Below are 23,105 nucleotides of genomic sequence, written 5' to 3'. Positions count from 1 at the left end.
GGCTGCCTGTGGCCGTTTTGCCTCACGGGGTTGTCCCGCCGAGGCATGACAGGGCATTGACGAGGCTTTGACGGCAAAGCTTCGCGGAACGGGCCCGTCGCCAGACTGTCCGTTTCCCTCCCCCCGCTGCGGGCAAGGCACCTCAAGGAGCATACATGTCACGAGTCGTTTTTCTGGAAGAACGCTGCAAAGGCTGCCGCCTGTGTGTGGAAGCCTGCCCCGTGCATATTCTGCGGCCTTCTGGCCGATTTAATCGTCAGGGTTACGAGGTTATGGAAATGGACGGGCGGTGCATTGGTTGCGCATCCTGTGCTATTATGTGCCCCGATGTGGCCATTCGCGTGTTCAAAGGTCCAAACAAAAAGGGAGACGAGGCATGAGTCAGGGCCAAAACTCCTCTGAACGTATTCTTATAAAAGGCAACGAAGCCGTGGCCTTTGGCGCTGTGGACGCAGGTTGCCGCTGTTACTTCGGCTACCCCATCACGCCGCAAAATGAAATTCCCGAAGTGCTTTCCTCACTGCTGCCGGAAAACGGCGGCCAGTTTGTGCAGGCCGAAAGCGAAGTGGCGGCCGTGAACATGCTGTTGGGCGCTGCTGCCTGCGGTATTCCGGCGCTCACGTCTTCTTCAAGCTGTGGCATTTCCCTTATGCAGGAAGGCATTTCCTACATGGCGGGCAGCCATATCCCCGGCGTTATGGTCAACATGCAGCGCGGCGGGCCGGGCCTTGGTGATATTGGCCCCTCACAGGGCGATTATTTTCAGGCCGTCAAAGGCGGCGGTCACGGTGACCACCGCAATCTGACGCTGGCTCCGGCCACGGCGCAGGAATGCTATGACTTCATGTTTCGCGCTTTTGCCCTGGCCTTCAAGTACGCCAACCCGGTCATGGTGCTTGGCGACGCCATTGTGGGCCAGATAAAGGAACCCGTGCGGCGTGTGGCCCCGGCTGACGCGGTATCGCCGGAAGCTCTGGCGGCCATGAGCAAGGACTGGAGGCTCGAAGGTTTTGGCAAGCGCGGCGCAGGAGCATCCCCGCGTCTGCTCAAGTCTGTGTACCTGGCTGAAGGTGCGCTGGCCGAGCGCAACCGCATGCTTATGGCAAAGCATGAGGCAATGAAAGCCGAATGCGCATGGGAATGCGTGGACGTTGAAGACGCCGAGCTTGTGGTGGTGGCCTTTGGCTCCATTGGCCGCATAGCCCGCAGCGCCATCCGCCAGTTGCGGGCCGAAGGGCACAAGATAGGCCTGTTCCGTCCCATCACGCTCTTTCCCTTTCCTGAAGAGGCCCTGCGCGCCATTGCGCCTGGCCGCCGCTTTCTGGTTATGGAACAGAATACGGGGCAGATGGTGGAAGATGTCCGGCTGGCACTCTTTGCCCAGCCCGGCATAACCGCGTCTTCCGTGCTCTGGCACGGCATCATGCCCGGCCTTTTCATCGGGGCTGACGCTTTGCGTGATCCCATGCTACAGGCCCTCAAGGAGAAATAGCCATGTCAGTTCAGCAAATAGACGCCCAATGGCTGCCGCAAGAGGGCGAAACTCTGGTTTTTGACGTAAATCCCGTGCTCAACGAGCGCCATACCCATTACTGCCCCGGCTGTCATCACGGCATCGCTCACAGGCTGGTGAGTGAGGTGCTGCACGAGCTGGGCGTGGCAGACCGCACCATTCTTGTGGCTGCTGTGGGCTGCGCCACCTTTACCTATGACTATTTCAATGTGGACGGTCTTGAGGCCCCGCACGGGCGCGCCTGCGCCGTAGCCACGGGTGTGCGCCGCGCCCGGCCCGAATCTGTGGTATTTACCTATCAGGGCGACGGCGACATGGCCGCCATCGGCATGGCCGAATCCCTGCACGCCGCCAACCGGGGTGAAAAGATCACAACTATTTTCATCAATAATACGGTGTACGGCATGACGGGCGGGCAGATGGCCCCGACCACCCTTTTGGGGCAAAAAACCACCACCACACGTCAGGGCCGCGACATCAACAATGAAGGCGGGCCCATCCGCATGGCCGAAATTATGGCCCAACTGGACGGCGTAGCCTATTCCGCGCGCTGCTCGCTGGATTCCGTCAAAAACGTGCGCGCCGCAAAAAGCGCTGTGCGCAAAGCTTTTGACGTGCAGTTGCAGGGGCTTGGTTTTGGTTTCATCGAACTGCTTTCAGGATGCCCTACCAACTGGCATCTGGACCCCATTGCTGCCAACAAACGCATTGCCGAAGCTATGATTCCTGTGTTTCCGCTGGGTGTGTACAAGGACGTAACGGCGGGGCAAACAGCCGGGGAGGCAGGCCGTGAGTAAGTACCAGGACGTTATAATCGCCGGGTTCGGCGGCCAGGGAGTCATGCTGATAGGCAACCTTCTGGCCCAGGCAGGCATGGAGCACGGCCTTGAGGTAAGCTTCATCCCTGTGTACGGCGCGGAAATGCGTGGCGGCACGGCCAACTGCACCGTGGTTATGGATGAGCACGCCATTGGCTCGCCGCTGGTGCGTGAACCTTTGTCCACCATTATTCTCAACGAACCCTCGCTGACCAAGTTTCAGCCCCGCCTGCACAAGGACGGGGTGCAGGTGGTCAATTCTTCTCTGGTGGACAAGGGGCTTCTGGACGCCGCCCTGCGCACAGTCTATATCCCGGCCAACGATATGGCGCATGAACTGGGCAATGTGAAAATGGCCAATATGGTGGCTCTGGGCGCATGGCTCAAGGCCACGGGCGGGTTGCCGCTTGCAGTAGTGCAGGAAGCGCTTAACCGCGTGATAAGCGCCCACTATGCCAAGCTTATTCCCCCCAACATAAAGGCTCTTGAAGCTGGCTATAACTTTGCCTGAGTATTCCGCGCAGAGCTGATCAACTTTGAAAATGTATATTCTTAAAGTTGATTTGCGCTAACGATACACTGCACAACAAAATCCCCGTGAATTTCACGGGGATTTTTTAGTATAAAAAACCGCCGCGCGTCCTTGTGCAGGAGGCGCGGCGGCGGGCCCGGAAAGACGGGGGCATGCATCCGGCAGATGTTGATGGCGGCAGGGGCTTAACTGCCGCCTGACGGGAGTCTGTCAGGCGTGGCGCTGCCGTCTTTCCGTGGTAGTGGTCCCGTACGGTTCTAAAGACAGTTTCAAAATAATTCTTTTGTCCAGCTGGCTGTATCAAAAGGCCATTCTTACTCTCGTCATGTACCGCAAAAGTACATTCCTTTCATAAAAAAGCCTTTTTCCTTGCCCTTGGCGCAAAACCATTTATTGAGAAACAGCCCCTAGCCCTTGGCGCTTTCCCCGGTGGTTTCTCCGGGCAGGGGGTAGGTATGGCGCTGGCCGTTAAGAACAAAGCTGTAGTTGATCTTGCTGCAAGCCTTGAGCATGTTGGCTACGGAGCAGTATTTCACCGCACCGAGTTCAAAGGCGCGCACAAATCTGTCAAGGCTTATGCTCTCGCCTTCAACAACGTACTCAACGTTGATTTCAGTGAAGATCTGGGGAATTTCTTCCCGGCGCACCGCATCTGCGGTGATATTGAAGCTTGTGTATTCAAGGCGCATCTTGTTCAAGGCGTGACCCACTTCAATACCCGTGCAGCCAGCCAGAGATATGAGCAGCATTTCCATAGGCCGCACGCCCTGATTGCTGCCGCCATAAATAGCCGAGGCATCCATGACCAGACTGTGGCCGTCTGAATCCTTGCCTTCGAAGGTCATGTTTCCTTTCCATTCCACGTGAATCTTGGGCATGATGCAATATCCTTATATCGTAGTGGTTTTTTGACGTTCTGTGCTGAATATAAGCGCAACCCAGGCGCAGAGGATGGTCAGGAAGGCTGTCATGCCCCAAAGGCCTGTCTGGTAGAACCACGAACCAGCCGCCATAAGGGCAATGCAGAGCACAATGGCAAGAACTACAGCGGCATTGCGCAATCCCTTGAGGGCGCCGGAGGGGCTTATGAAGCTCCAGCCCTTTTCCGCCAGCGAAACTATGGTCATGCCTATGATGTTGGCCGCCATAGCTACCCACACAGGATGTATCTTGAGGTAGAAGCTGTTGACGGCCCATCCGCCAAGCCAGTTCCAGACAAGACCTGCACCGCAGCCCGCGATAAGGGCGGTCAACGCGCCGCGCGGCGTTGCCACGCTCCAGAAAAGAGCCGCCACCATAGGAGCGAAGGTTGCGCCGTTGCGGGCTGTCCAGGCGAAAATATTCCACCACGCGGCCTGTTCTGAGCGCAGGTAGCCAAACAGGATCATAAGGCAGGTGAGAACCAGCAGCGAAAGGCGGGTAAGCTTGACGAGCTTGGCGTCGCTGGCGTCAGGCCAGATGGCCGAACCCACGTCACGTCCAAGGCTGGTCGCGCCGGAGAACTGGCAGGGCGCGCCCCAGCCCAGGGCGCAAGCCCAGATGCCCAGGGTAAACAGCCCAACCATCGGGGCAGGCAGGGTTTCCATAAGATACTTGGGCACGGCCACAAGGCCGCGCGCGTTGCCCGGCATGGCAATGGCTGCCGCAGCGCCCACAAGCACGCCCATAGCGATGAATATGACGTTGAAACCGCCAGCGATAAGCAGCCCCTTGCGGCCTTCGTCAGCGGTCTTGCACGAAAGGGCCATCTGAAACGCGGCCTGAGCCAGCAGCACGTTGATAAGAAAGGTGCCGAACCATGCCAGGATGGTTTGCAGGCCCACGCTGGTAAGGTTGCCGTATTTGGCGTCCTTGGTCAGCAGCTCGGTCACTGCGCCAAAGCCGGGGTTGACCCCAATGGCATAAATGGCCACGGCAAACATGATCATGAATACAAAAAAGTTGGCGGTCTGCGTCATAGCCACCGACCACATGCCGCCCGCGCTGAGAAAGACGTACATGAGCGCGGCCGTGAGAACTACGGAGAGCAGCATGTCCATGCCAGTGATGGCGTTGATGCACGAGGCGAAGGCCAGAGCCGTGGCCACCGACCACATGGGAAAGGTGATGGCCGTGATGCCCCCGGCAATGCCCTTGGCGGCCCTGCCGTACTTGTCGCCGATCAGGCCGGAAATCGTGACCATCATGCGCTTGCGGAAGGGGCCGATAAGCACCAGCGCTATAATGAGCACATGGGTCAGTTCGGCCACGCCATACCACAGGGAAGAAATGCCCGTGAGGTAGGAAAGCTCAAGAATGGCAATATAGGTAGAACCGGAAAACAGGCCCGTGATACAGAAGGCCACGGTCCAGCGGCTGAACTTTCGTCCGCCCACAAAGAAATCTTCACCAGCCTGCGCCTTTTTTTTGGCGATCTGGCTCATGACAATGAGCAAGAGCGTGTAGGCCAGGGCGAGCCCGAACATCCAAATGGCCGAAGATGACATGACTACTCCTCATATTTTTCACGAGCGTTTCAGCAGAAATACTCTGGCGTGTGCACACGGTGCGGCAATGCCCGCAACATTGGACCAGCAAGACATGCTTGCCGTGATGATGATCGTAACCCGAACTTGTTCTTGAATGGAATAATGACCGTCTTCAGGCCGCAGGGCGGCGCTCTTTTCTGATCATGGCCGTCCGGCATGTTGCCCCATGCCGGACGGTCTTATGACAACAGGACCTCTAAGCCCTCTCTGCTTCCTCCAGAGACGGATTACATCACCTCGGTCGGCTGCAGAAGTCTCTGGGGGCTCCGGGGATCCCCGAAAGCCAGATTCACGTTAGCAAACATTGTTCCAAAAAGTTTTATTAATGATTTTAGCGTGCTAAGGACCTGCGTGTGAGCGCAATATAAGGGTACTGGTGGTGTATAGTGTTTTGTGTATTCAATTATGTAGCTTGATTTATTGATGTTTTACAAAAAAGATCAGCGATGGAAAAAACAGGGCGATGGTTCAAAGACAAACCATGTGGTTTATTTTTGAACCACCGCCTTTGACGTGAAAAACAGAGCCTACAGCTAGGAACTGGCGGTTGGGAGCATTGTCTGGTGGTCTATTTTTGAACCATTATGTTGTGTTCCCGCATCTTGCGCAGCAGGGTCGCATGCGAAACGCCAAGCTCGCGGGACGCCCCCCTGATACTGGCTGCGTTACGCAGGGCGGCTTCAAGGCATTGCCGTTCAAAATGCCGCATCTGCTCACGCATGGAAGAGGTTTTGGAGGGATCAGGCTGGTCGCCTTGACGGGTAATGCTTTCCCATACCAACGCCGTATTGCCCGATGACAGGTTCGCAATGGTCAGGCGTTCCATAAAATTTGCGAGTTCGCGCACGTTGCCCGGCCAGGAATATTTAAGCAGCATTTCTTTTTCTTTTGAAGTCATGTGCAGATGGCAGGAGTATTTTTTGCCAAAGCAGGACAAAAAGTGCTGTGCCAGGGGCAAAATGTCTTCATTACGCTGGCGCAGGGGCGGCACGGCAAGGGGAATGACATTGAGGCGGTAGTAAAGATCCTCGCGAAAGGTGTTTTCGCGCACCATTTTGAGAAGATCACGGTTGGTCATGGCAATGATGCGCACGTCAAGTCTGACAGGTTTGCGCCCACCAATGCGGTAGATAACGCCTTCCTGAAGAGCGCGAAGCAGTTTGACCTGAAGGGGCAGATCCATTTCGCCCACTTCGTCCAGCATAAGTGTGCCCTCGTGGGCCACCTCCAGCATGCCCACGCGGCTGGCGTTGGCGCCGGTGAAGCTGCCTTTTTCATAACCAAACAGCTCTGCTTCCTGAAGATGCTGCGGGATGGTGCCGCAGTTGATCTGCACCAGCGGGCCGTGGCGGCGCTTGCTGTGGTTGTGGATGCTCATGGCCACAACCTCTTTGCCTGCCCCGGTTTCTCCTGTGATAAGCACTGTTGAATCCACCTCGCCCAAGCGGGCGGCTTCGTTCAGCAGGCGTTGCATGTCGGGATTGTGGGCGATGACCTTGGTGCCCTTGAGGCTGGCCTCTTGAAACGCGGCCAGTTTGCGGCGGCTGTTTTCTGCCTCTTCCTGCAAGCGCGTGATTTCCGTCATGTCCTGGGCAGACAGCACACAGCGGAAAAGCCGCTGGTTTGCGCCAAAGATTGGGGTAATGGTGAATACAACCTGCTTGCCATTGCACTCTTCCAGCAGGGTGCTGCCCGCCTTGTGCGAAGCAATGGTTTTCTTGAGCAGCCCGGTCACTGCCGTCATGGCTGGCGAGGCGGGATTTTGCATGTTGTCGCAGTCTGGCAACAGAGAGCGGATTTTATCATTGGTGTACAGGGGAATACCATCTTGGTCGAAGATGATGATTCCGTCGGTGGCGCAGTTGATGACCGCGTCCAGTTCCCTGTTATGGCAATCTACATTGCAGAAGGCGTTGTAGATTTTATGGATGAGCTCCTTCTTGGTCAGCACGCCAACCAGTTTGTCCTCATGATCGAGAACCAGCATCCTGTCTATGGGCAGGCTGCATGCCGCGCCAAAGGTTGCGTCGTTGCGGATGCTCACAAGGTCCATATCCATCACTTCGGCAATGGGGGTATCAAAGGACTTGCCTTGCCGTATGGCCTGCACAAGCCGAAAAATGGTAAGAATGCCGCGAACTCTTTTGTCCGTATCCAGAATGGGAACGCAGTTGACCCCGTGCCGCTCGTATACCGGCAGGGCATCCTTGAGCCTGTGTTCGGGCGTCAGGGTTTCCGGATTGTCGTGCATGACCTGTTCGACAAGCATGCTTTCTTCGGGCAGTGCGGGCATGGATTCTACCTGTGCTGTGGTGGCGGCGGACTGGGAAGGTCATCGGGCCGCGGCTGACCTGAATAAACCGAAGGTTGGCGGCGGTGCGCCCCACAGCCTTCAATGTGCCTGAAACGCATGTTGCCGGGTAAAAATGGGGCCGCACCTGTTCGAGGCAGGCGTGAGGCGTGCCTGCCCTGAATTTAGTGAAGCCTCAGCAAACTTGTAGCGCCTTATATTGGTTCTGTCATATTTGGATGTTAATTTCAAATTCTTTTGTGATCTATAGTTCTCATATGACAAGTGACTGTTTTTGTAATGCATTGCATGGCAGTTGATGCAAAAAATGGTATTTTAAAGAATAGACAAGATATATTTTTGATAAAAATTATATTGCATAATGTTATATTGTTAATATTGAACATTGAATAATGTTGTACGATTGCATCATGGTAGGATTATATGCAGATGCAATAAATAAAACTGTTTCTGATTATGTTGTTGCATTTTTGCAACTTGATATTGCACCTTTACATATTAGTCATATGATATTAGTTTTTTGAAATTGACAAAACTTCCCCTTTATCAAGCCTGTTCTTTTCGACAACCGTTGGTTGGCAATAGGTTGTCTCGTCATTTTTTTACACCAAGGAATGTGACGTAGTCATGAGCGCAAAAAGTAAGATAGTTTTAAGTGTTTTCGCATTTTTTTCGTTGGTTATTCTGGCCATGACGGTCAATTCGTACAGAAGCTTCAGTTCGTCATCCAACGACGCCAAAATTGAGCAGTTGGACACCATTTCACGGTCAGTGGGCAAGGCCGTTGCCGAAAAAATGGACGTGTATTTCAACATGCTTGAATTGTCAGCCAAAATGCTGGCTACCCCTGTGGGCGTGACTGGTGAAGACCAGTACGAATACCGCCGGAATGTGCTTATCCAGCTGTTGCAGCAGACAAAGCTTGTTGAAGCCTATTATTGCCTTGAAAATGGCGAAACACATAATAACAAGGGCATGATCCAGAACTTTAACGCCAAAAGTCTTGGCCGTGAATGGTATAAGCGCCTCTTTGGCGGTGAAAAGCGCGTTGTCACCACTCCTTATACCTCATCCATCGGGGCCACGGTTATGGCCGTGGGCGTGCCCATGCTGGACGGTAACAAAGTGATAGGCACGTTGTGCATCAACCTGGGGCTCACCGACATCACAACCTTTGCCAATGGTGTGCTGGATTTCAAAAACGTCTTTCTGACCCGCGCCGACGGCTACATCATGGCCAACAGCAATGAAAAGCGCATTGGCAAAAGCCTGTGGGAAGAGATTTCCGGGCTGGACAAGTATCGCAATCAGCGTTCGGACGGCAGAATATCCTTCACCCACAACAACAAGCAGTTCGAGGGCAGCCTTTACGTTATCGATGGACTGGACTGGAAGGTGTGGACCTACGAAGACGTGGACGTCATTCATCAGGATTCGGACAAGAACCTGCTGCACAGTTCCATCGCTGCGGTGGTGGCTCTGGTGCTTTCGGCCCTTATGGTAAATTTTCTTGTCTCGCGATTGATCTTCAAGCCTCTTGGCAAGTGTGTGGGCTTTGCCGCCTCAGTATCAGAAGGCAAGCTGGACGAGTCGCTGGACGTTAAAAGCAGAGATGAAGTTGGCGTGCTTGCCGATGCCCTGCGCACAATGGTGAGCAGACTCAAGGAAATGATAACCACCACAGAAGAAAAAGAAAAACTTGCCAATCAGGAAGCCGAACGTGCGCGCATGGCCGTGGCCGAGGCTGAAGAGGCCCGCAAGGAGGCCGAGCTGGCCACCCAGCGTGGCATTCTTCAGGCAGCTTCACAAATTGAGGGTGTGGTGGAGCGCATAGCCTCAAGTACCGAGGAACTGGCCGCACAGTCGGAGCAGATATCCAAATCCGCTGCAATACAGCAACAGCGCATGGCCGAAACAGCCACCAGCATGGAGCAGATGAGCGTGTCTGTAGTGGAAGTGGCGCGCAATTCAGGCGATGCCGCAACCAATGCCGTAAATACGCAGAACGAGGCCGGGCGCGGCGCGGATCTTGTGCGTCAGGTCATCACCTCGGTCAACCACGTGCAGGAGCAGAGTCTTGCAATGAAGGAAGATCTCACGGTGCTGGGGCATCAGGCCAACAGCATCGGAGCCATCATGGATGTCATCAACGACATCGCTGACCAGACCAACCTGCTGGCGCTCAATGCCGCCATTGAAGCGGCCCGCGCGGGCGATGCCGGGCGCGGTTTTGCCGTGGTTGCTGACGAGGTTCGCAAGCTGGCCGAAAAAACCATCGGCGCCACAAAGGAAGTGGGAGAGAACATTTCAGCCATTCAGGTGGCCGCACAAAAAAGCATCCGCTCTATGGACGCCGCAGTGGACGCGGTGGGCACAACCACGGGCCTGTCGCGGGATTCGGGAGCGGCGCTTGATAATATCCTCTCCTACGCCAAGGACAACGCCGATCAGGCGCAGTCCATAGCCACAGCGGCTGAAGAACAGTCGGCGGCTTCAGAACAGATTTCGCAGGCCATTGAGGAAGTTACAAGAATTACAGATGAAACCTCAAAGGGGCAGGCAGAATCCGCTCAGGCCATTCAGCAGCTCGCGGCCATGTCTGGCGATTTGCGGGCCATTGTGGATCAGCTGAAGAGGTCATAGGTCTGGCTGGAACATTTTTACTTTGAAATGTTCCAGTAACGGCCAAATATCTTTGTTGGACATAGCAAACAGGCCCGTTGCCGCACCAAGCAGGTGTGGCAACGGGCCTGTCGCATTACGGCAAGCGGATTAACTGCTCATCATGATGCAGTCAATCACTTCAATGGCAGGCTGCTCTGGCTGGAGGCAAGGCCCGGTTATGGGCGCGAAAAGAATCGGCAGCAAAGGGGCATGGCTGTGAGCAGCGGGGCCATAAGCCCAAGAACGCCCAGCACGCCATGATGGTATGTCAGAAAGGCTCCGGCGGCTCCGCCCAGCACAAAACTGCACAGCACCGTGGCGAACATGCCTCTGTCGTGCCTTTTGGCGGCGCTCTGCTCCGGCCCGTAGAACAGGGTGTTCAACAGGGAGGTCGTTACCCCGGTAATATAGGTGGTGTGCACCTTGGATGCTCCCACCGTGGCGTAAACGCCATTCTGTATGCCCAAAGCCAGGCTGAGGCAAAGGGCCAGCCCATAGCCGCGCAGGGATGCGTTCAGGTTTTCGTAAGCCAGAACGCCCATGCCCACCACAAGAATTTCAAGCCCAAGAGGCAGGGACATGCCGCGCGCGGTGCCAATGCGCCTGCGCCACAGCACTCCAGTGACAGTGCCGCTCACAAAGCCGCCCACAGCCGTGAGTATGGCCCACAATTGCGTAAAGCTGCCCTCAACAATGCTGATGCCGCTCAAGATGCTGTTGCCAGTGAGGTGCCCGCTGAAAACACCTAGCAGCACAAAAGAAGCCGCGTCTGCAAAGCCTCCGGCCAGGGCGAGGCTGGCAGCCAGAAAAAATGGCAGAAAGGATGGTGCTGCATCCTGCTTGTCGGGCATGGCGTGCTCGTTTCCGGTATAAAAAGCGCTTGCGGGCGCGCTTTGCGCAGGGCAGGCGCGCCCGCAAGGGGCTATTAGCTTTTGTGTGGTCCGGGCCTAGAGGCCTTTTTCAGCCATGAGGCAGGCAAGGTCGCAGACGCGGCAGGAATAGCCCCACTCGTTGTCGTACCATGCCACCAGCTTGACCATTTTGCCTTCCTGCACCGTTGTGTAGGAAGCTTCAAGGATGGATGAAGCTGGATTGCCCTTGAAATCCATCGAAACCAGGGGCTTGTCGTTGTATTCAAGAATGCCCTTGAGGTAGGTTTCAGAGGCATGCTTGAGCTTGCCCAGCAGGGTTTCGGTGTCGGTTTCCTTTTCCAGAATGCCGGTAAAGTCCACCACAGACACGGTGGGCGTGGGCACGCGCAGCGAATAGCCGCTGAACTTGCCCTTGAGCGCGGGTATAACCTTGGCCACGGCCTGAGCCGCGCCAGTGGACGTGGGAATGATATTGCACGCAGCGGCGCGGGCACGGCGCGGGTCTTTGTGGGCCATGTCCAGAATGCGCTGGTCGTTGGTGTAGGAATGGATGGTGGTCATGTTGCCGATCTGGATGCCAAACTCGTTTTGCAGCACCAGGGCCACAGGGGCCAGGCAGTTGGTGGTGCATGAGGCGTTGGACACGATGTGGTGCTTGGCCGGATCGTAGTCGTTATGGTTCACGCCCATAACGATGGTGATGTCTTCTTCCTTGGCCGGAGCGGTAATAATGACCTTTTTGGCTCCGTTTTCAATGTGGACGGAGCACTGGGAAGCCTTGCGGAAAATACCCGTGCTTTCCACAACGATGTCCACGCCGTAGTCGCCCCAGGTAAGCTGTTTGGGGTCGCGCTCGGCAAAGCAGTGCACTTTCCAGTCGCCAACGGTCACTTCAGTGCCGTCGATCTTGGCGTCCAGGTGGGCGCGCCCATAAACGGAATCGTATTCCAGCAGGTGAAAGTTGGTTTCAGCGTCAAACAGGTCGTTGATGGCTACCACTTCCACGCGGTCGCGATAGCTCTGGTGCAGAGCGCGAAAAACCTGTCTGCCGATGCGGCCAAAGCCGTTGATGCCTACTTTAATTTTGCTCATATGCGAAATCCTCACGAAATAGAGGGGGTGTCGTCTGGGTACCTCGCGCTGTTGCATGCGCAGGAACGTCATCTGCCGGGCACGGTTGTATGTGGAGAATCATTCTCCAACGTGGGCAGGCTGCTGACTTGCAGGGTTTGCTTGCGCTTCAACCGGCATACGCCGTTGGTTTGCGCCGAAAGCAAACAGGCCCGCCCGGTGCGCCCTAGTCTTCGTAGACCGAGTAAGCGTGCTTGGTCATCAGCTCGTAATTGTTGCGCAGTGCTTCATGCAGGCGCGCGTTTTCAATGGCCAGGGCCGAGATGGCGGCTACAGCTTCCATAAAGGTCTGCTCGTCGGCTGTGAAGTCACGTTCCTGGGCGGAGTATACGCGGATAAGGCCGATGGCCTTGCCGTCCACCATAAGCGGGGATGACAGAACGGAAACAAGGCCTTCTGCCTTGGCTGAGTCGGGATACTGAAAACGGCCATCAGCGGCGGCGTCTTTGAGGTGGATGGTCTTGCCAGCCAGAACCTCGCCGTCCATGCCGCTTCGTTTTACTTCTACCGAGCCCTTGCGCAGGTAGGTGGCGGAAAGGCCAAAGGCCGCGCTGGGCAGCAGAAAGCGGCCAGTGCTGTCCAGCAGGCGGATGGTGCTTGCCTTGCAGCCCATTGTAACAGCGGTCTGTTCCGTTATTTTATGCAGGACATCCTTGGGCTCAAGGCTGGAGTTGATAACCAGCGCAACATCTCTGAGAGCGCGAAAATAGTCTTGTGCCATGTGTGCCTCCTTGAAGAAAGCGGTGCAAAATAGTCTGCCTGTACAGTGACCAGGGGGTCACGAAGGATCATATCCGTATTGCAATATGCCAGACTATGAGTATGCGCTATTTTTCCAACCGGGGCAAATAGTGGCGGCGGCGGTCTCCAGACAGCCAAAATGGCGAATAATAAAACTTGCGGCGTCTTCTTCGGGTTTTGACCTCAGGCTTTGACCTTGCCAGAACTTTGCATGCTGACCTGCCCTTCGATTATGCCGCCTTCTTCCGTCAGCAGCACCGGGGTTTGCACATGGCCTTCCAATATGCCCGAACCATAAATCACCACACGGCGGCGGGCCGTAACTTCGCCGTTAAAGCGGCCGGAAAGCAGCAGTTCGCCCACATCAAGCGTGCCGGTGACCTGGGCGTCCTTGCCCACATTCAGCGTGCCTTCGCTGACGATTTCACCATTGTACTTGCCTTCAATGCGCACAGTGCCTTTGAAATGCAGCTTGCCTTCATAAACAGTATCGGAACCCAGGTAGGCTATTTCGTCCTTGGCCACAGTGGTCTCCCCATTGGATTTTCAATTATCCCTTGAACATGAATCGCCGCATGGACACATTGAGCACAATGCCCAGCAGCGTGAAATTGACCACGGTGGCGCTGCCGCCGTAGCTGATGAAGGGCAGTGGAATGCCCACCACTGGCATGATGCCGATGACCATGCCCATATTTATCAATATTTGCCAGAAAAAGTAGAAGAACACACCGACCACCAGCATGCTGCCAAAGCGGTCTTTGGCCTGTGCGGCGGTGGAAAATATGGAAAGCAAAAAGAGGCAGAACAGGGTCACCAGGGCCACGCAGCCCACAAAACCCCATTCTTCACCAAAGACAGCCACGGCAAAGTCCGAATGGCGTTCAGGCAAAAAGCGCAGCTGGCTTTGCGTGCCCTCTTTGAAGCCCTTTCCCCACAACTCGCCGGACCCGATGGCTATGCGCGACTGGATGATGTGGTAGCCAGTGCCGCGCGGGTCAGTGGTGGGGTCAAGAAACGTCAGGATTCGCTGGCGCTGATAGTCGTGCATGCCCACGAACCACATGAAAGCGCCCACGCAAGGTACGGCCAGAAGGCATGTTTTGAGCACATAGCCCCTGAGCCCGTGAAACAGGATCATGCCCGCCAGAATAAGCAGGATAAGCATGGTGGTGCCCAGGTCCGGCTGGGTAATGATGAGGGCGCAGGGCAGCAGACAGATAAAAAGGACGGACATGAAGTCCTTCCAGCCGAGGGGCTGGCTGTCACGCGCAAGCAGCCGGGCGGCCAGCACCAGTACTGAAAGCTTTGCCAGCTCGGAAGGTTGAATGCTCATGAAGCCCAGCGATATCCAGCGTTTGGCTCCGTAGACGGTTTTTCCCGCAATGGGCACGAGCAGTAAAAGAAGCATGGTAAGCAAAAAAAAGGGCCACGCCAGATTGCGCAACTGACGGTAGTCAAAGGTCATAGCCAGCAGCATGCAGGCCAGGCCGCACAGCCCCCAGATAATCTGCCGCTGATAGAAGCTGTTGAAGGCCAGTCCCGTCTCAACACGGGTGCCGCTGGCTGAATACAGATTGCCCACGCCTACAATATAGAGCAGGAGCATGCAGGCCAGCAGGCCCCAGTTGATGTAGCTGAGAAGACTTTTATCCATGCGGTTCTATCCGGTCAGAGCATGAGCCCTTACGGGCCATAACGCGCCTGGGCGCGTAAACAACGCCTGGCGCTGCGCAAAGCTTTGCGGCGATGCGGCGCGGTTAATCGGCCCGTTCTTCCGGGCTGGCCGGAGCCTGAACCACAGGAGCCGCCGGGGCGTTGGGGTCGGGACCAAAAAGGTGGTCGTATACTTTTCTTGCTACGGGGCCAGCCACACTGGAGCCGCCGCCGCCGTGTTCCACCATCACCACAACCACATAGGACTTGCCGTCCTTGACGCCCCAGGTGGTTATCCATGCGTGGTCACGCTGGGCATATTCCATTTCGTGGGTGCGCAGGCGGCGGTCGTTGGCGGCCATTTTGAGCTTGACCACCTGGGCTGTGCCCGTTTTGCCGCCCATATCGGCGTCCTTGCGGCCCACCACTCTGGCTGTGCCGCCACCCGCGGTTTTTCGCATGGCTTCAACCACAAAATTGAGCGTGGAGGCCTTGGCCGGTATGCGGCCTTTGACTTCGCGCTGGGCGTCGTCCAGCAGTTGCGGCTTGAGCAGTTCGCCGCCGTTGAGTATGCCTGATACGAACACGGCCATCTGCACGGGCGTGACCAAGGTATACCCCTGGCCAATGGAGACGTTGTAAGTTTCGCCTCGTACCCAGGGGCGTCCAAAGCGGCGTCGCTTCCATTCCTTGGAAGGGACTAGGCCGGATTTTTCGTGCGGCAGGTCAATGCCGGTGGGGCGTCCGAAGCCGCTAGCCTTTGCAAATTCTTCCAGCTTGTCAATGCCCATGCGCTCGCCCATCTGGTAAAAATAGACGTCGCATGAATTGATCAGGGCGTTCTGCATGTCCTGTGCGCCGTGCCCGCCACGCTTCCAGCAGCGGAATATCTGGTTGCCCAGTTTTACCTGCCCGCTGCACTGCACGGATTCGCGCGGGTTGACGCCGCGTTCCAGCAGCATGGCGGCCACCACCAGCTTCCAGACGGAGCCAGGGGGGTACACGCTCTGGATAACGCGGTTTTGCAGGGGATAACGGCTGTTGGTGCGCAAGGCGTCCCAGTCGCGCTGGGAAATACCCGCTGCAAAAAGGTTGTTGTCATAGGCTGGCGAGGTGACAAGCGCGCGCAGTTTTCCGGTGTCCGGCTCCATAACGACTACGCAGCCAGCTTCGCCGCCAAGAGCGTTCCAGGCGGCTTCCTGAAGATCTCTGTCCAGCGAAAGGCGTATTTCCTTGCCGCCGCGCGGTTCTTCACGCAAAAATTTGCCCAGCACGCGGGAGTGGGCGTCCACCTCAACGTCATAGAGGCCCTTGCGGCCACGCAGCTGTTTTTCGAGCTCCAGTTCCAGCCCCTGCTTGCCCACAAGGTCGCCCATAGCAAGGGCGCTGTCTGCCGCCATTTCCTGTTCGTTGGCTTCAGCCACATACCCCAGCACGTGCGCAAAAAGATCTTTTTCAGGGTAGCTGCGCTTGGTGCGTACCACGATTTCAAGGCCGGGCCATGCATAGATTTCTGACTCAATGCGCGCCACGAGATCAAAATCAATGTCAGTGATCATCAGGAGGGGTTCAAATGATTTGACCTTGAACCTGTCCTGCCGGAATTTGTCCCATATCTGGGGCAGGGGAATGCCTGACCATGCGCTGATCTGGGCAAGGGTGGCGGGGATGTCGGGGCAGTCTTCACGTACCAGTGAAAGGCCGTAGGCAGTGCGGTTGTCGGCGAGCACCTTGCCCTGATCGTCCATAATACGGCCGCGCGGGGCAAAAATGCGTTCGATGCGCAGGCGGTTGTTCTGCGCCTGCTGCGCAAAATCCGCCCCCCGGTGCATCTGCAAGTACCAGAAACGCACCACAAAAACGAAGAACAGCAGGCCAACCAGCACCTGCAAAAGGATGACCCCGCCGCGCGGGGGCTGATAGCCTTCACTCTCAACCTGGATTTTGAGCCAGGAGCGTATGCCTTTACGGGCGGGTTTTTCTCCCGCGCCGAGCAGACTTTTTTTAGTTTTCCGAAGCATGGCCCTTCCCGTGGCGGGTTGCCACCAGTATTTTCCAGGCAACGGGTATGAAGATTGCCTGGATCAGGCTTTTATCCAGTATGTCCTGCACATTGAAGGGCAGGTCCTGCAATGGGGCCATAAGCCAGGCAACGCCATAATACGCCGCGCCCAGACAGGCCGAAAGCAGAAAGATGAAAAGAAAGTTTTCCGCCTCAAACAGCCATCGGCCCATGCGAAAGAGCGCAATGACGGCTACATACCATACGATGACGCCGCCAAAGGTTCTTGTGCCCATTCCTTCCTGCAAAAGGATGAAGAGGGGCAGCAGCCAGAACATGTTTTTGTAGTCACGCTCTTGCAGCAGAATAATAAGGCCCACTGTCATGACGTCCAGCCCCGGAACCGCAGCCTGTATGCCCACGGCGGCAGCCAGAAAGCACAGCCACCAGATGATATTGCGCAGGGTGCTCATGAGCCGGGGCGGGGGGGCACAGGTGGCCCGTGAATTTCTTTGGGCGGCGCGCCCAGGTCGGGCGGCGGCGCTACGCCTGTGGGTTCCAGAAGCAGCACTTCTTCCAGATGGTGCAGGTCTACCAGCGGTTCAGCCTTGATGGCCATGAACTGGGTATAGTCGGAAGGGGCGACGCTGAGAACTCTGGCCACGGGTATGCCCTTGGGATATTTGCCGTCCAGGCCGGAGGTAATGAGTATTTCGCCTTCGCGTACTTTGGCTGCGCGCTGCACGAAGTTCACTTCCATCGGCTGGTCTGTGCCGTGCCCGGTGAGAATACCGGGGGCGCGGGTTTCCTGTGAGAATATGGCAATGCGGCTGCCCGGATCAGTGAGCAGCAGGGCGATGGCGCTGTGGGCGCTGGCCTTGAGCACGCGGCCCACAAGGCCGAGATGTGTTACGATGGGGGTGCCGGGGCGTCCGCCCGTACTGTAGCCGCGGCTGATCGTGATACTGTCGAGCACGGCATTGGGGCCCATACGCCCGGCCAGCACTCGCGCTCCAAGGGGCCTCCAGCTCTGGTCTACAGGCAGCTGGATGAGTGTGCGCAGGCGCTTGAGTTCGGCCATGTCTTCGCCGTTGGCCAGCAGGCGGGCCTCAAGCTCGTTGACGCGCTGCCTGAGGTCCTCATTCTCTTCACGAACGGCCACCAGGTCAAAATAGCGGTCCCACATGTCCTGACCGGAATCCTGAATGCCACGCAGAGGCTTGAGCACAGCCCCGGTCAGCTCAAGGCCAACTTCAGCCGCCAGGTCGTCAAGCGCGCGCGTGCGCTGGTTCCACGAATACATGGCCAGAAAAAGGATGAGCATGACGCCCGCAAGTATGAGAATGCGCCGCAGAGTCACAGGCAGGGGCTCCCGTTGAGCAGACCGTCTAAACACGAGAGACGCCGCGCTGGAATAGTTTCTTCCAGCGCGGCGCCGTCAGCAATCCGGCATTGAAGCTGGGTGCGCGCGTATGCCGCGCAGATTAGTCGATACACACTTCTTTAAGAATATGCAGGTTGTCCATAGCGCGGCCCGTACCCACAACCACGGTGGACAGGGGATCGTCCACTACCGTGATGGGCAGCGAGGTTTCTTCGCGCAAAAGCTGGTCCAGACCCTTCAGCAGCGCGCCGCCGCCCGTGAGGACGATGCCGCGGTCCACAATGTCTGCCGCCAGTTCGGGCGGGGTCTGTTCAAGGGCGATGCGCACGGCCTGCACTATGCTATCTACCTGTTCGGAAATGGCTTTGCGCACTTCTTCGGAGGTGATGATGATATTCTGGGGAATACCCGTCACAAGGTCGCGGCCTTTGACTTCAATCTGCTGTTCAGGATCAAGGGGGTACGCCGAGGCGATCTTGATCTTGATTTCTTCAGCGGAGGATTCACCGATCAGCATGTTATACTTGCGTTTGACGTGGGTCATGATGGCTTCGTCCATCTTGTCGCCGCCAACACGAACCGAGCGCGAGTACACAATGCCCGAAAGGGAGATGACTGCCACTTCCGTGGTGCCGCCGCCGATGTCTACCACCATGTTGGAGGTAGGTTCCTGAATGGGCAGATCCGCGCCAATGGCTGCTGCCATCGGTTCCTCGATGAGGTAAACCTCGCGGGCACCAGCGGATTGAGCCGATTCTTTCACGGCGCGCTTTTCCACCTGGGTGATGCCCGTGGGCACGCAGATCATGATGCGCGGGCGCACCAGCCGGCGGGAGTTGTGTACCTTGGCGATGAAGTGGCGCAGCATGGCCTCGGTCACTTCAAAGTCGGCGATAACGCCGTCCTTCATAGGACGGATGGCCCAGATGTTGCCGGGCGTTCTGCCGAGCATGCGCTTGGCGTCCTGGCCCACGGCGAGAACCACATTGTTACCGCGCTGGTCCTTTTTGACGGCCACCACTGACGGCTCACGCAGCACGATACCGTGTCCCTTGACGTAGACGCAGGTATTGGCCGTGCCGAGGTCGATGGCCAGGTCATTGGAAAACATGCCTAATGCGAAATCCAGAATTTTGGACATTACTCTAACTTGCCTCACTGTGCTGGTATGCGTATCTTCGTCTCAAGCGAAATTGTCCGTCAAGTTCAATAAAACAACGCCCCGCGCCCGGAGTGCGGATAAGGCGGAGGGCGGTAAAAATCGGTAACGTCAGGCTGAAAACTGTTCTGCTAAATCGGGCGTGAAGTCAAGATGGCTGGAGCGAGGTTCAAAATCTTTGTCCCCGCCGCCAGATGGCTTTTTTCGCCGTCAAGGCTTGTAAACATGCTGCGTTGGCATACTCTGGCCGTGTATTTTCGTCGTAAATACGGTACACGGGTGCAAAAAATTCCACTTGACGCGGGAGCCTCCTGCCCCAATCGCGATGGTTCGCTCTCGCGTCACGGCTGCACGTTCTGCAACGCTGCCGGATCTGGCTCCGGCCTCGGGGAACGCGGGTTTTCTCTGGCCAGCCAATGGCAGGCGTGGTTTGAAAAATACCGCGCAACCGACTCTGACAGGGCCTTTATGGCCTATCTTCAGTCCTACTCGAATACCTACGGTTCCCCAGAACGCTTGCAACATTTGCTCCAACAGGTCGCCGCCCTGCCCGGTTGCCTGGGCGTGGCCGTGGGGACGCGCCCGGACTGCCTTAGCCCGAGCAAGCTGGACTTGCTGGCCGCCTGTCAGACGGGCCTTCCCGTCAACGTGAGCTCTGAAGAACAGTATACGCAAAATGCGAACAGAGACAATGGGCATAAGCATGCCCTTGCCGAGGTGTGGCTGGAGTTGGGGTTGCAAAGTGTTCATGATGCCACGCTCCAGCGCATAAACCGTGGGCACGACGCCGCCTGTTCCGAGCGCGCCGTGCGTGAAGCCGCAGAGCGGGGACTTGCCGTATGCGGGCATCTTATGGCCGGGTTGCCCGGCGAGGATGAAAAAGATTTTCTTGAGAGTCTGGACTGGGCGCTTTCGTTGCCGCTGCGCGGGCTGAAGCTGCACAATGTTTATGTACCGCAGGGCACGGCTCTGGCCCGCCAGTATGAGGCTGGCGGCTATAGCCCCCTGGCCCGCGACGAATATGTGGACCTGCTCTGCGCAGCCTTGCCGCGCATACCTTCGGGCATCGTCATGCACCGGGTGCAGAGCGACCCGGCCCCCGGTGAACTGCTGGCTCCTGCCTGGGCTGCGGAAAAACGCGGCGTCATCACTGATCTGCGGCGTGCCCTGACCGCACGCGACCTGTGGCAGGGCAAGGCGGCGGATGTGCCGCTGGCAAGGCCGGAGTGGTATGGGGGGTAACGCTGCATATGATTTCGCGTGGTTGAACTCACTAATTGAGCATCCCTTTCCGGCACAGGCGGGAAGGGATGTTTTGTTTTCACAAGTGATTCACAGGCAGTTACGAAAAACTGGTTTCTAAAATTGCACACTTTTTTAGATATGGCTTGACGCGCGTTCATTGAATTTATAGTCTGTGTTACTTTTTTATAAAAAATAACACGAAGTGGCGTGTTGTCGGTACTGCCTTGCCGATTTTTTGAATAACCTTCTGAATTTAAAATATATCTATTGAACTTGTCCCGGTCAGTATGAGCTTTCATACTGAAAAAGTGCGCGCTACTGGTGTTACTTTTTAAAAAATAGTGCTATTGCGGGTGGGTTTGGGGACCCTCCTGCCAAAAATAAGCAACGAACAGAACAAGCCGTTCATCCATGCGAAAGGGAGGTTTCGGATGAGGAAAGTGCTTTTCATTGCAGGCATGCTGTTTGCGTGCGCTTGCATGTGGTGTCCTTCAACGCAAGCGGAAGATGCCTTGGCATCTGGGCAAGCCGCGTCACAGCAGAAGGGAGAGGAACGTAAAAGCGGTCTTACACAGGGAAGTCTGACCGCCTTTACGTTGCCAGCAATAACAGCGTACGGCGTGGCGGACCAACCCCCTTCGGTTCCCGTGCAGACCCGTTTTGGAACCCAATTCAACGTGGTGACCGAAGAGCAGATTAAAAGGCAAAACTCTCTGGATTTTTATGATGCCCTTCGCAACGTGCCCGGCGTCATGTACCAGAAGAAGAACATAATTGGCGGGCAGACGTCGCACAGTCTTTATATCCGGGGGCGCGGTGCAAGCCATCCCAGCCCTGACCTCAATATCTTTTTTGACGATGTGCCTCGCAGCGGGGTGCTTTATGGGCAGGCCCTGGCTGATGGTATTCCCGTATATGCTCTGGGCGGTATGGAGATATACAAGGCTCCGCAGCCTTCGCGCTTTGGCAGCGGTTATGGCATGATAAACTTTATTCCCAAGTATATGACTGAAGACGGGTATGAATTGCGAGTAGGTTCAGAAGCGGGCAGCTATGGAACCGTTGCGGAAAATGTAGGCATGGGGGCCAAGAAGGACAATGTCGACATCTACGCAGCGCAAAGCTGGATCAGCACCCTTGGGCACGTGGACCACAGCGCCGGGCATCAGGCCAGTTATTACGGCAATTTGGGCATTGCCTTTGGCGACAACTGGGGCATGCGGCTTATGGCAAACCGCGTGGATGCCAAAACCCAGGTTCCCAATAACCCCATAACCAACACGCGCACCACAGACCGTTATGACACGGAAACCAGCCTTGCCACGCTTTCACTGACCAATAGCTACAATAACGCCTCGGGTTATCTTAAAGGTTATTATAACAATACCTTGTTTCATATAAAAGGCGAGAACAGCGGTACAGCCATGTCTCGTCAGACCAACGATCTGTATGGCATACGCGGCCGCGAAACATTTTCCCTGTGGCAAGGAAGTGAATTTGTCGCTGGTTTTGATCTGGATATGTCGCGTCTGCAAAACTATCAGGAACAGTTTAAAACGCGTACGTCAACAAGCTGGGATTTTCCGGATCAGACGTTGTTTTCACCGTACTTTGCTGCTAGCCAGCTTTTTGGCAGCACAGAGGGTTTTCATGTAACGCCCTCAGCCGGTGTGCGCATTTACAGCAGTAATCTTTTTGCAGACCATACGGCACCGCAGGCAGGCCTTGTACTGGGATATGCCAATACCGACCTGAGTTTTAACTATTCACGCGGCGTCAACTACCCTAGTCCGGTAGTATTGCAAAACTTTCTGGCCAATAAATCCCTGCCTGGCAGTTTCGATACTAAAGACATCAAACCGGAAGTCATAGATCACTATGAAGTGGCGTTAAAGCACACTATGCCCGGAGTCTTCAGCGTCAGCGCCACATATTTTCACGATGACGGCAGAGACAGGCTGCGGGCATACATGTTTGGCCCGTCTCCCACTGCGTCATTTTTCAATTCTTCTACCGCCGAGTACAAGACCGATGGTTTTGAACTGGCTGGTTCCGTAACTCCCATCGACGGTGTTGAAGTTTTTGCGGCTGGGACGTGGATCAAAGCCTGGGCCAAAGGCGACAATGGCGAAACTACAGATGAATTGCCCTATACCCCCAGCTTTGCTTTGCAGGCAGGCTTCAAGTGGGATTTTCTGGAGCATTTTCGCTTAAGCGGCGACTATCAGCATTTGCAGGATGTCTATGCGGGCACGCTGGCCCGCACATCGGCAACAGCCAACCCGGCCAGCAATTTCACGAAGCTCAAGGAAATTGACAAACTACCTGAAATCAATGTGGTCAATCTGCGGCTGGACTACATGTTCAGCTATGACGACCTGCATCTGGAAGAAGGCAAAGTTTACGTGGCTGTGAACAACATTTTTAATACGCCCTATGCTTACGCTATGGAAAAAACGGGCGACGGCAAGGACAGGCAGCTGTATTACATGCCGGGAACCACATTTATGGTAGGTTTTGAGCTCAAGTTTTAATGCCAGTGCTGCGCC

19 protein-coding genes are annotated in these 23,105 nt (G+C 55.9%); 7 read left to right on the top strand and 12 right to left on the bottom strand.

The window, feature by feature from the left end; all coding sequences use genetic code 11:
* The first annotated feature begins 155 nt into the window (after positions 1 to 155).
* The 4 genes from QM579_RS01000 to QM579_RS00985 are packed head-to-tail and all read left to right on the top strand — an operon-like array spanning position 156 to position 2,842.
* Positions 156 to 380 (top strand): indolepyruvate ferredoxin oxidoreductase subunit alpha, encoded by a 225-nt coding sequence (locus QM579_RS01000; RefSeq protein WP_414997370.1) that lies wholly within the window; start codon positions 156 to 158, stop codon positions 378 to 380.
* A complete protein-coding gene (gene vorB / locus QM579_RS00995; protein WP_414997369.1) occupies positions 377 to 1,492 on the top strand; it encodes a 3-methyl-2-oxobutanoate dehydrogenase subunit VorB in 1,116 nt (371 codons plus the stop codon). Before QM579_RS01000 ends, vorB begins: the two co-directional genes overlap by 4 nt.
* Positions 1,493 to 1,494: 2 nt before the next feature.
* On the top strand, positions 1,495 to 2,310 hold the full coding sequence (locus QM579_RS00990) for a thiamine pyrophosphate-dependent enzyme (protein WP_414997368.1): 816 nt from the start codon (positions 1,495 to 1,497) through the stop codon (positions 2,308 to 2,310).
* Positions 2,303 to 2,842: a 2-oxoacid:acceptor oxidoreductase family protein gene (locus tag QM579_RS00985; protein ID WP_414997367.1), complete on the top strand. Its 540-nt coding sequence runs from the start codon at positions 2,303 to 2,305 to the stop codon at positions 2,840 to 2,842. The genes QM579_RS00990 and QM579_RS00985 overlap by 8 nt, the downstream gene beginning before the upstream one ends.
* Before the next feature lie 428 nt (positions 2,843 to 3,270).
* On the opposite strand, the gene QM579_RS00980 is transcribed toward QM579_RS00985, so the two are convergent.
* The 3 genes from QM579_RS00980 to QM579_RS00970 all read right to left on the bottom strand — a co-directional run bounded on the left by QM579_RS00980 (position 3,271) and on the right by QM579_RS00970 (position 7,684).
* Complete coding sequence (locus tag QM579_RS00980) at positions 3,271 to 3,741, bottom strand: OsmC family protein (protein WP_414997366.1); 471 nt, start codon at positions 3,739 to 3,741, stop codon at positions 3,271 to 3,273.
* Between the two features lie 12 nt (positions 3,742 to 3,753).
* Positions 3,754 to 5,349: a sodium:solute symporter family protein gene (locus QM579_RS00975; protein WP_414997365.1), complete on the bottom strand. Its 1,596-nt coding sequence runs from the start codon at positions 5,347 to 5,349 to the stop codon at positions 3,754 to 3,756.
* 610 nt (positions 5,350 to 5,959) lie between these two features.
* Positions 5,960 to 7,684, bottom strand: coding sequence for a sigma 54-interacting transcriptional regulator (locus QM579_RS00970; protein ID WP_414997364.1), 1,725 nt, complete (start codon positions 7,682 to 7,684; stop codon positions 5,960 to 5,962).
* Between the two features lie 645 nt (positions 7,685 to 8,329).
* Here QM579_RS00970 and QM579_RS00965 point away from each other — a divergent pair.
* Complete coding sequence (locus QM579_RS00965; protein ID WP_414997363.1) at positions 8,330 to 10,345, top strand: methyl-accepting chemotaxis protein; 2,016 nt, start codon at positions 8,330 to 8,332, stop codon at positions 10,343 to 10,345.
* Between the two features lie 197 nt (positions 10,346 to 10,542).
* Here the strand turns inward: QM579_RS00965 and QM579_RS00960 are convergent, their stop codons facing one another.
* The 9 genes from QM579_RS00960 to QM579_RS00920 all read right to left on the bottom strand — a co-directional run bounded on the left by QM579_RS00960 (position 10,543) and on the right by QM579_RS00920 (position 19,293).
* Entirely contained in the window at positions 10,543 to 11,217 is a 675-nt protein-coding gene (locus QM579_RS00960) for a YoaK family protein (RefSeq protein ID WP_414997362.1), read from the bottom strand.
* Between the two features lie 96 nt (positions 11,218 to 11,313).
* Entirely contained in the window at positions 11,314 to 12,330 is a 1,017-nt protein-coding gene (gene gap, locus QM579_RS00955) for a type I glyceraldehyde-3-phosphate dehydrogenase (protein WP_414997361.1), read from the bottom strand.
* Between the two features lie 205 nt (positions 12,331 to 12,535).
* Positions 12,536 to 13,090, bottom strand: coding sequence for a GAF domain-containing protein (locus tag QM579_RS00950; protein ID WP_414997360.1), 555 nt, complete (start codon positions 13,088 to 13,090; stop codon positions 12,536 to 12,538).
* 203 nt (positions 13,091 to 13,293) lie between these two features.
* Positions 13,294 to 13,635 (bottom strand): bactofilin family protein, encoded by a 342-nt coding sequence (locus QM579_RS00945; protein ID WP_414997359.1) that lies wholly within the window; start codon positions 13,633 to 13,635, stop codon positions 13,294 to 13,296.
* Between the two features lie 25 nt (positions 13,636 to 13,660).
* Complete coding sequence (gene rodA, locus QM579_RS00940; protein ID WP_414997358.1) at positions 13,661 to 14,767, bottom strand: rod shape-determining protein RodA; 1,107 nt, start codon at positions 14,765 to 14,767, stop codon at positions 13,661 to 13,663.
* Positions 14,768 to 14,870: 103 nt separating this feature from the next.
* Positions 14,871 to 16,787 (bottom strand): penicillin-binding protein 2, encoded by a 1,917-nt coding sequence (gene mrdA / locus QM579_RS00935; protein ID WP_414997357.1) that lies wholly within the window; start codon positions 16,785 to 16,787, stop codon positions 14,871 to 14,873.
* The gene (locus QM579_RS00930; RefSeq protein ID WP_414997356.1) at positions 16,771 to 17,241 is read right to left on the bottom strand and encodes a hypothetical protein; all 471 of its coding nucleotides are present in this window, start codon (positions 17,239 to 17,241) and stop codon (positions 16,771 to 16,773) included. Before QM579_RS00930 ends, mrdA begins: the two co-directional genes overlap by 17 nt.
* Complete coding sequence (mreC, locus tag QM579_RS00925) at positions 17,238 to 18,128, bottom strand: rod shape-determining protein MreC (RefSeq protein ID WP_414997355.1); 891 nt, start codon at positions 18,126 to 18,128, stop codon at positions 17,238 to 17,240. The genes QM579_RS00930 and mreC overlap by 4 nt, the downstream gene beginning before the upstream one ends.
* A gap of 124 nt (positions 18,129 to 18,252) precedes the next feature.
* Entirely contained in the window at positions 18,253 to 19,293 is a 1,041-nt protein-coding gene (locus tag QM579_RS00920; protein WP_183719210.1) for a rod shape-determining protein, read from the bottom strand.
* A gap of 243 nt (positions 19,294 to 19,536) precedes the next feature.
* On the opposite strand from QM579_RS00920, the gene QM579_RS00915 reads away from it, so the two are divergent.
* Entirely contained in the window at positions 19,537 to 20,553 is a 1,017-nt protein-coding gene (locus QM579_RS00915) for a TIGR01212 family radical SAM protein (RefSeq protein WP_414997354.1), read from the top strand.
* A 482-nt stretch (positions 20,554 to 21,035) separates the two neighbouring features.
* A complete protein-coding gene (locus QM579_RS00910) occupies positions 21,036 to 23,090 on the top strand; it encodes a TonB-dependent receptor (RefSeq protein WP_414997353.1) in 2,055 nt (684 codons plus the stop codon).
* Positions 23,091 to 23,105 lie beyond the last annotated feature (15 nt).

The sequence above is a fragment of the Desulfovibrio sp. genome (genome assembly GCF_047607245.1).
Classification (GTDB): domain Bacteria; phylum Desulfobacterota; class Desulfovibrionia; order Desulfovibrionales; family Desulfovibrionaceae; genus Desulfovibrio.
The sequence above is the reverse complement of the archived record's forward strand: the minus strand, read 5'-3'. Positions and strand labels throughout refer to the sequence as shown.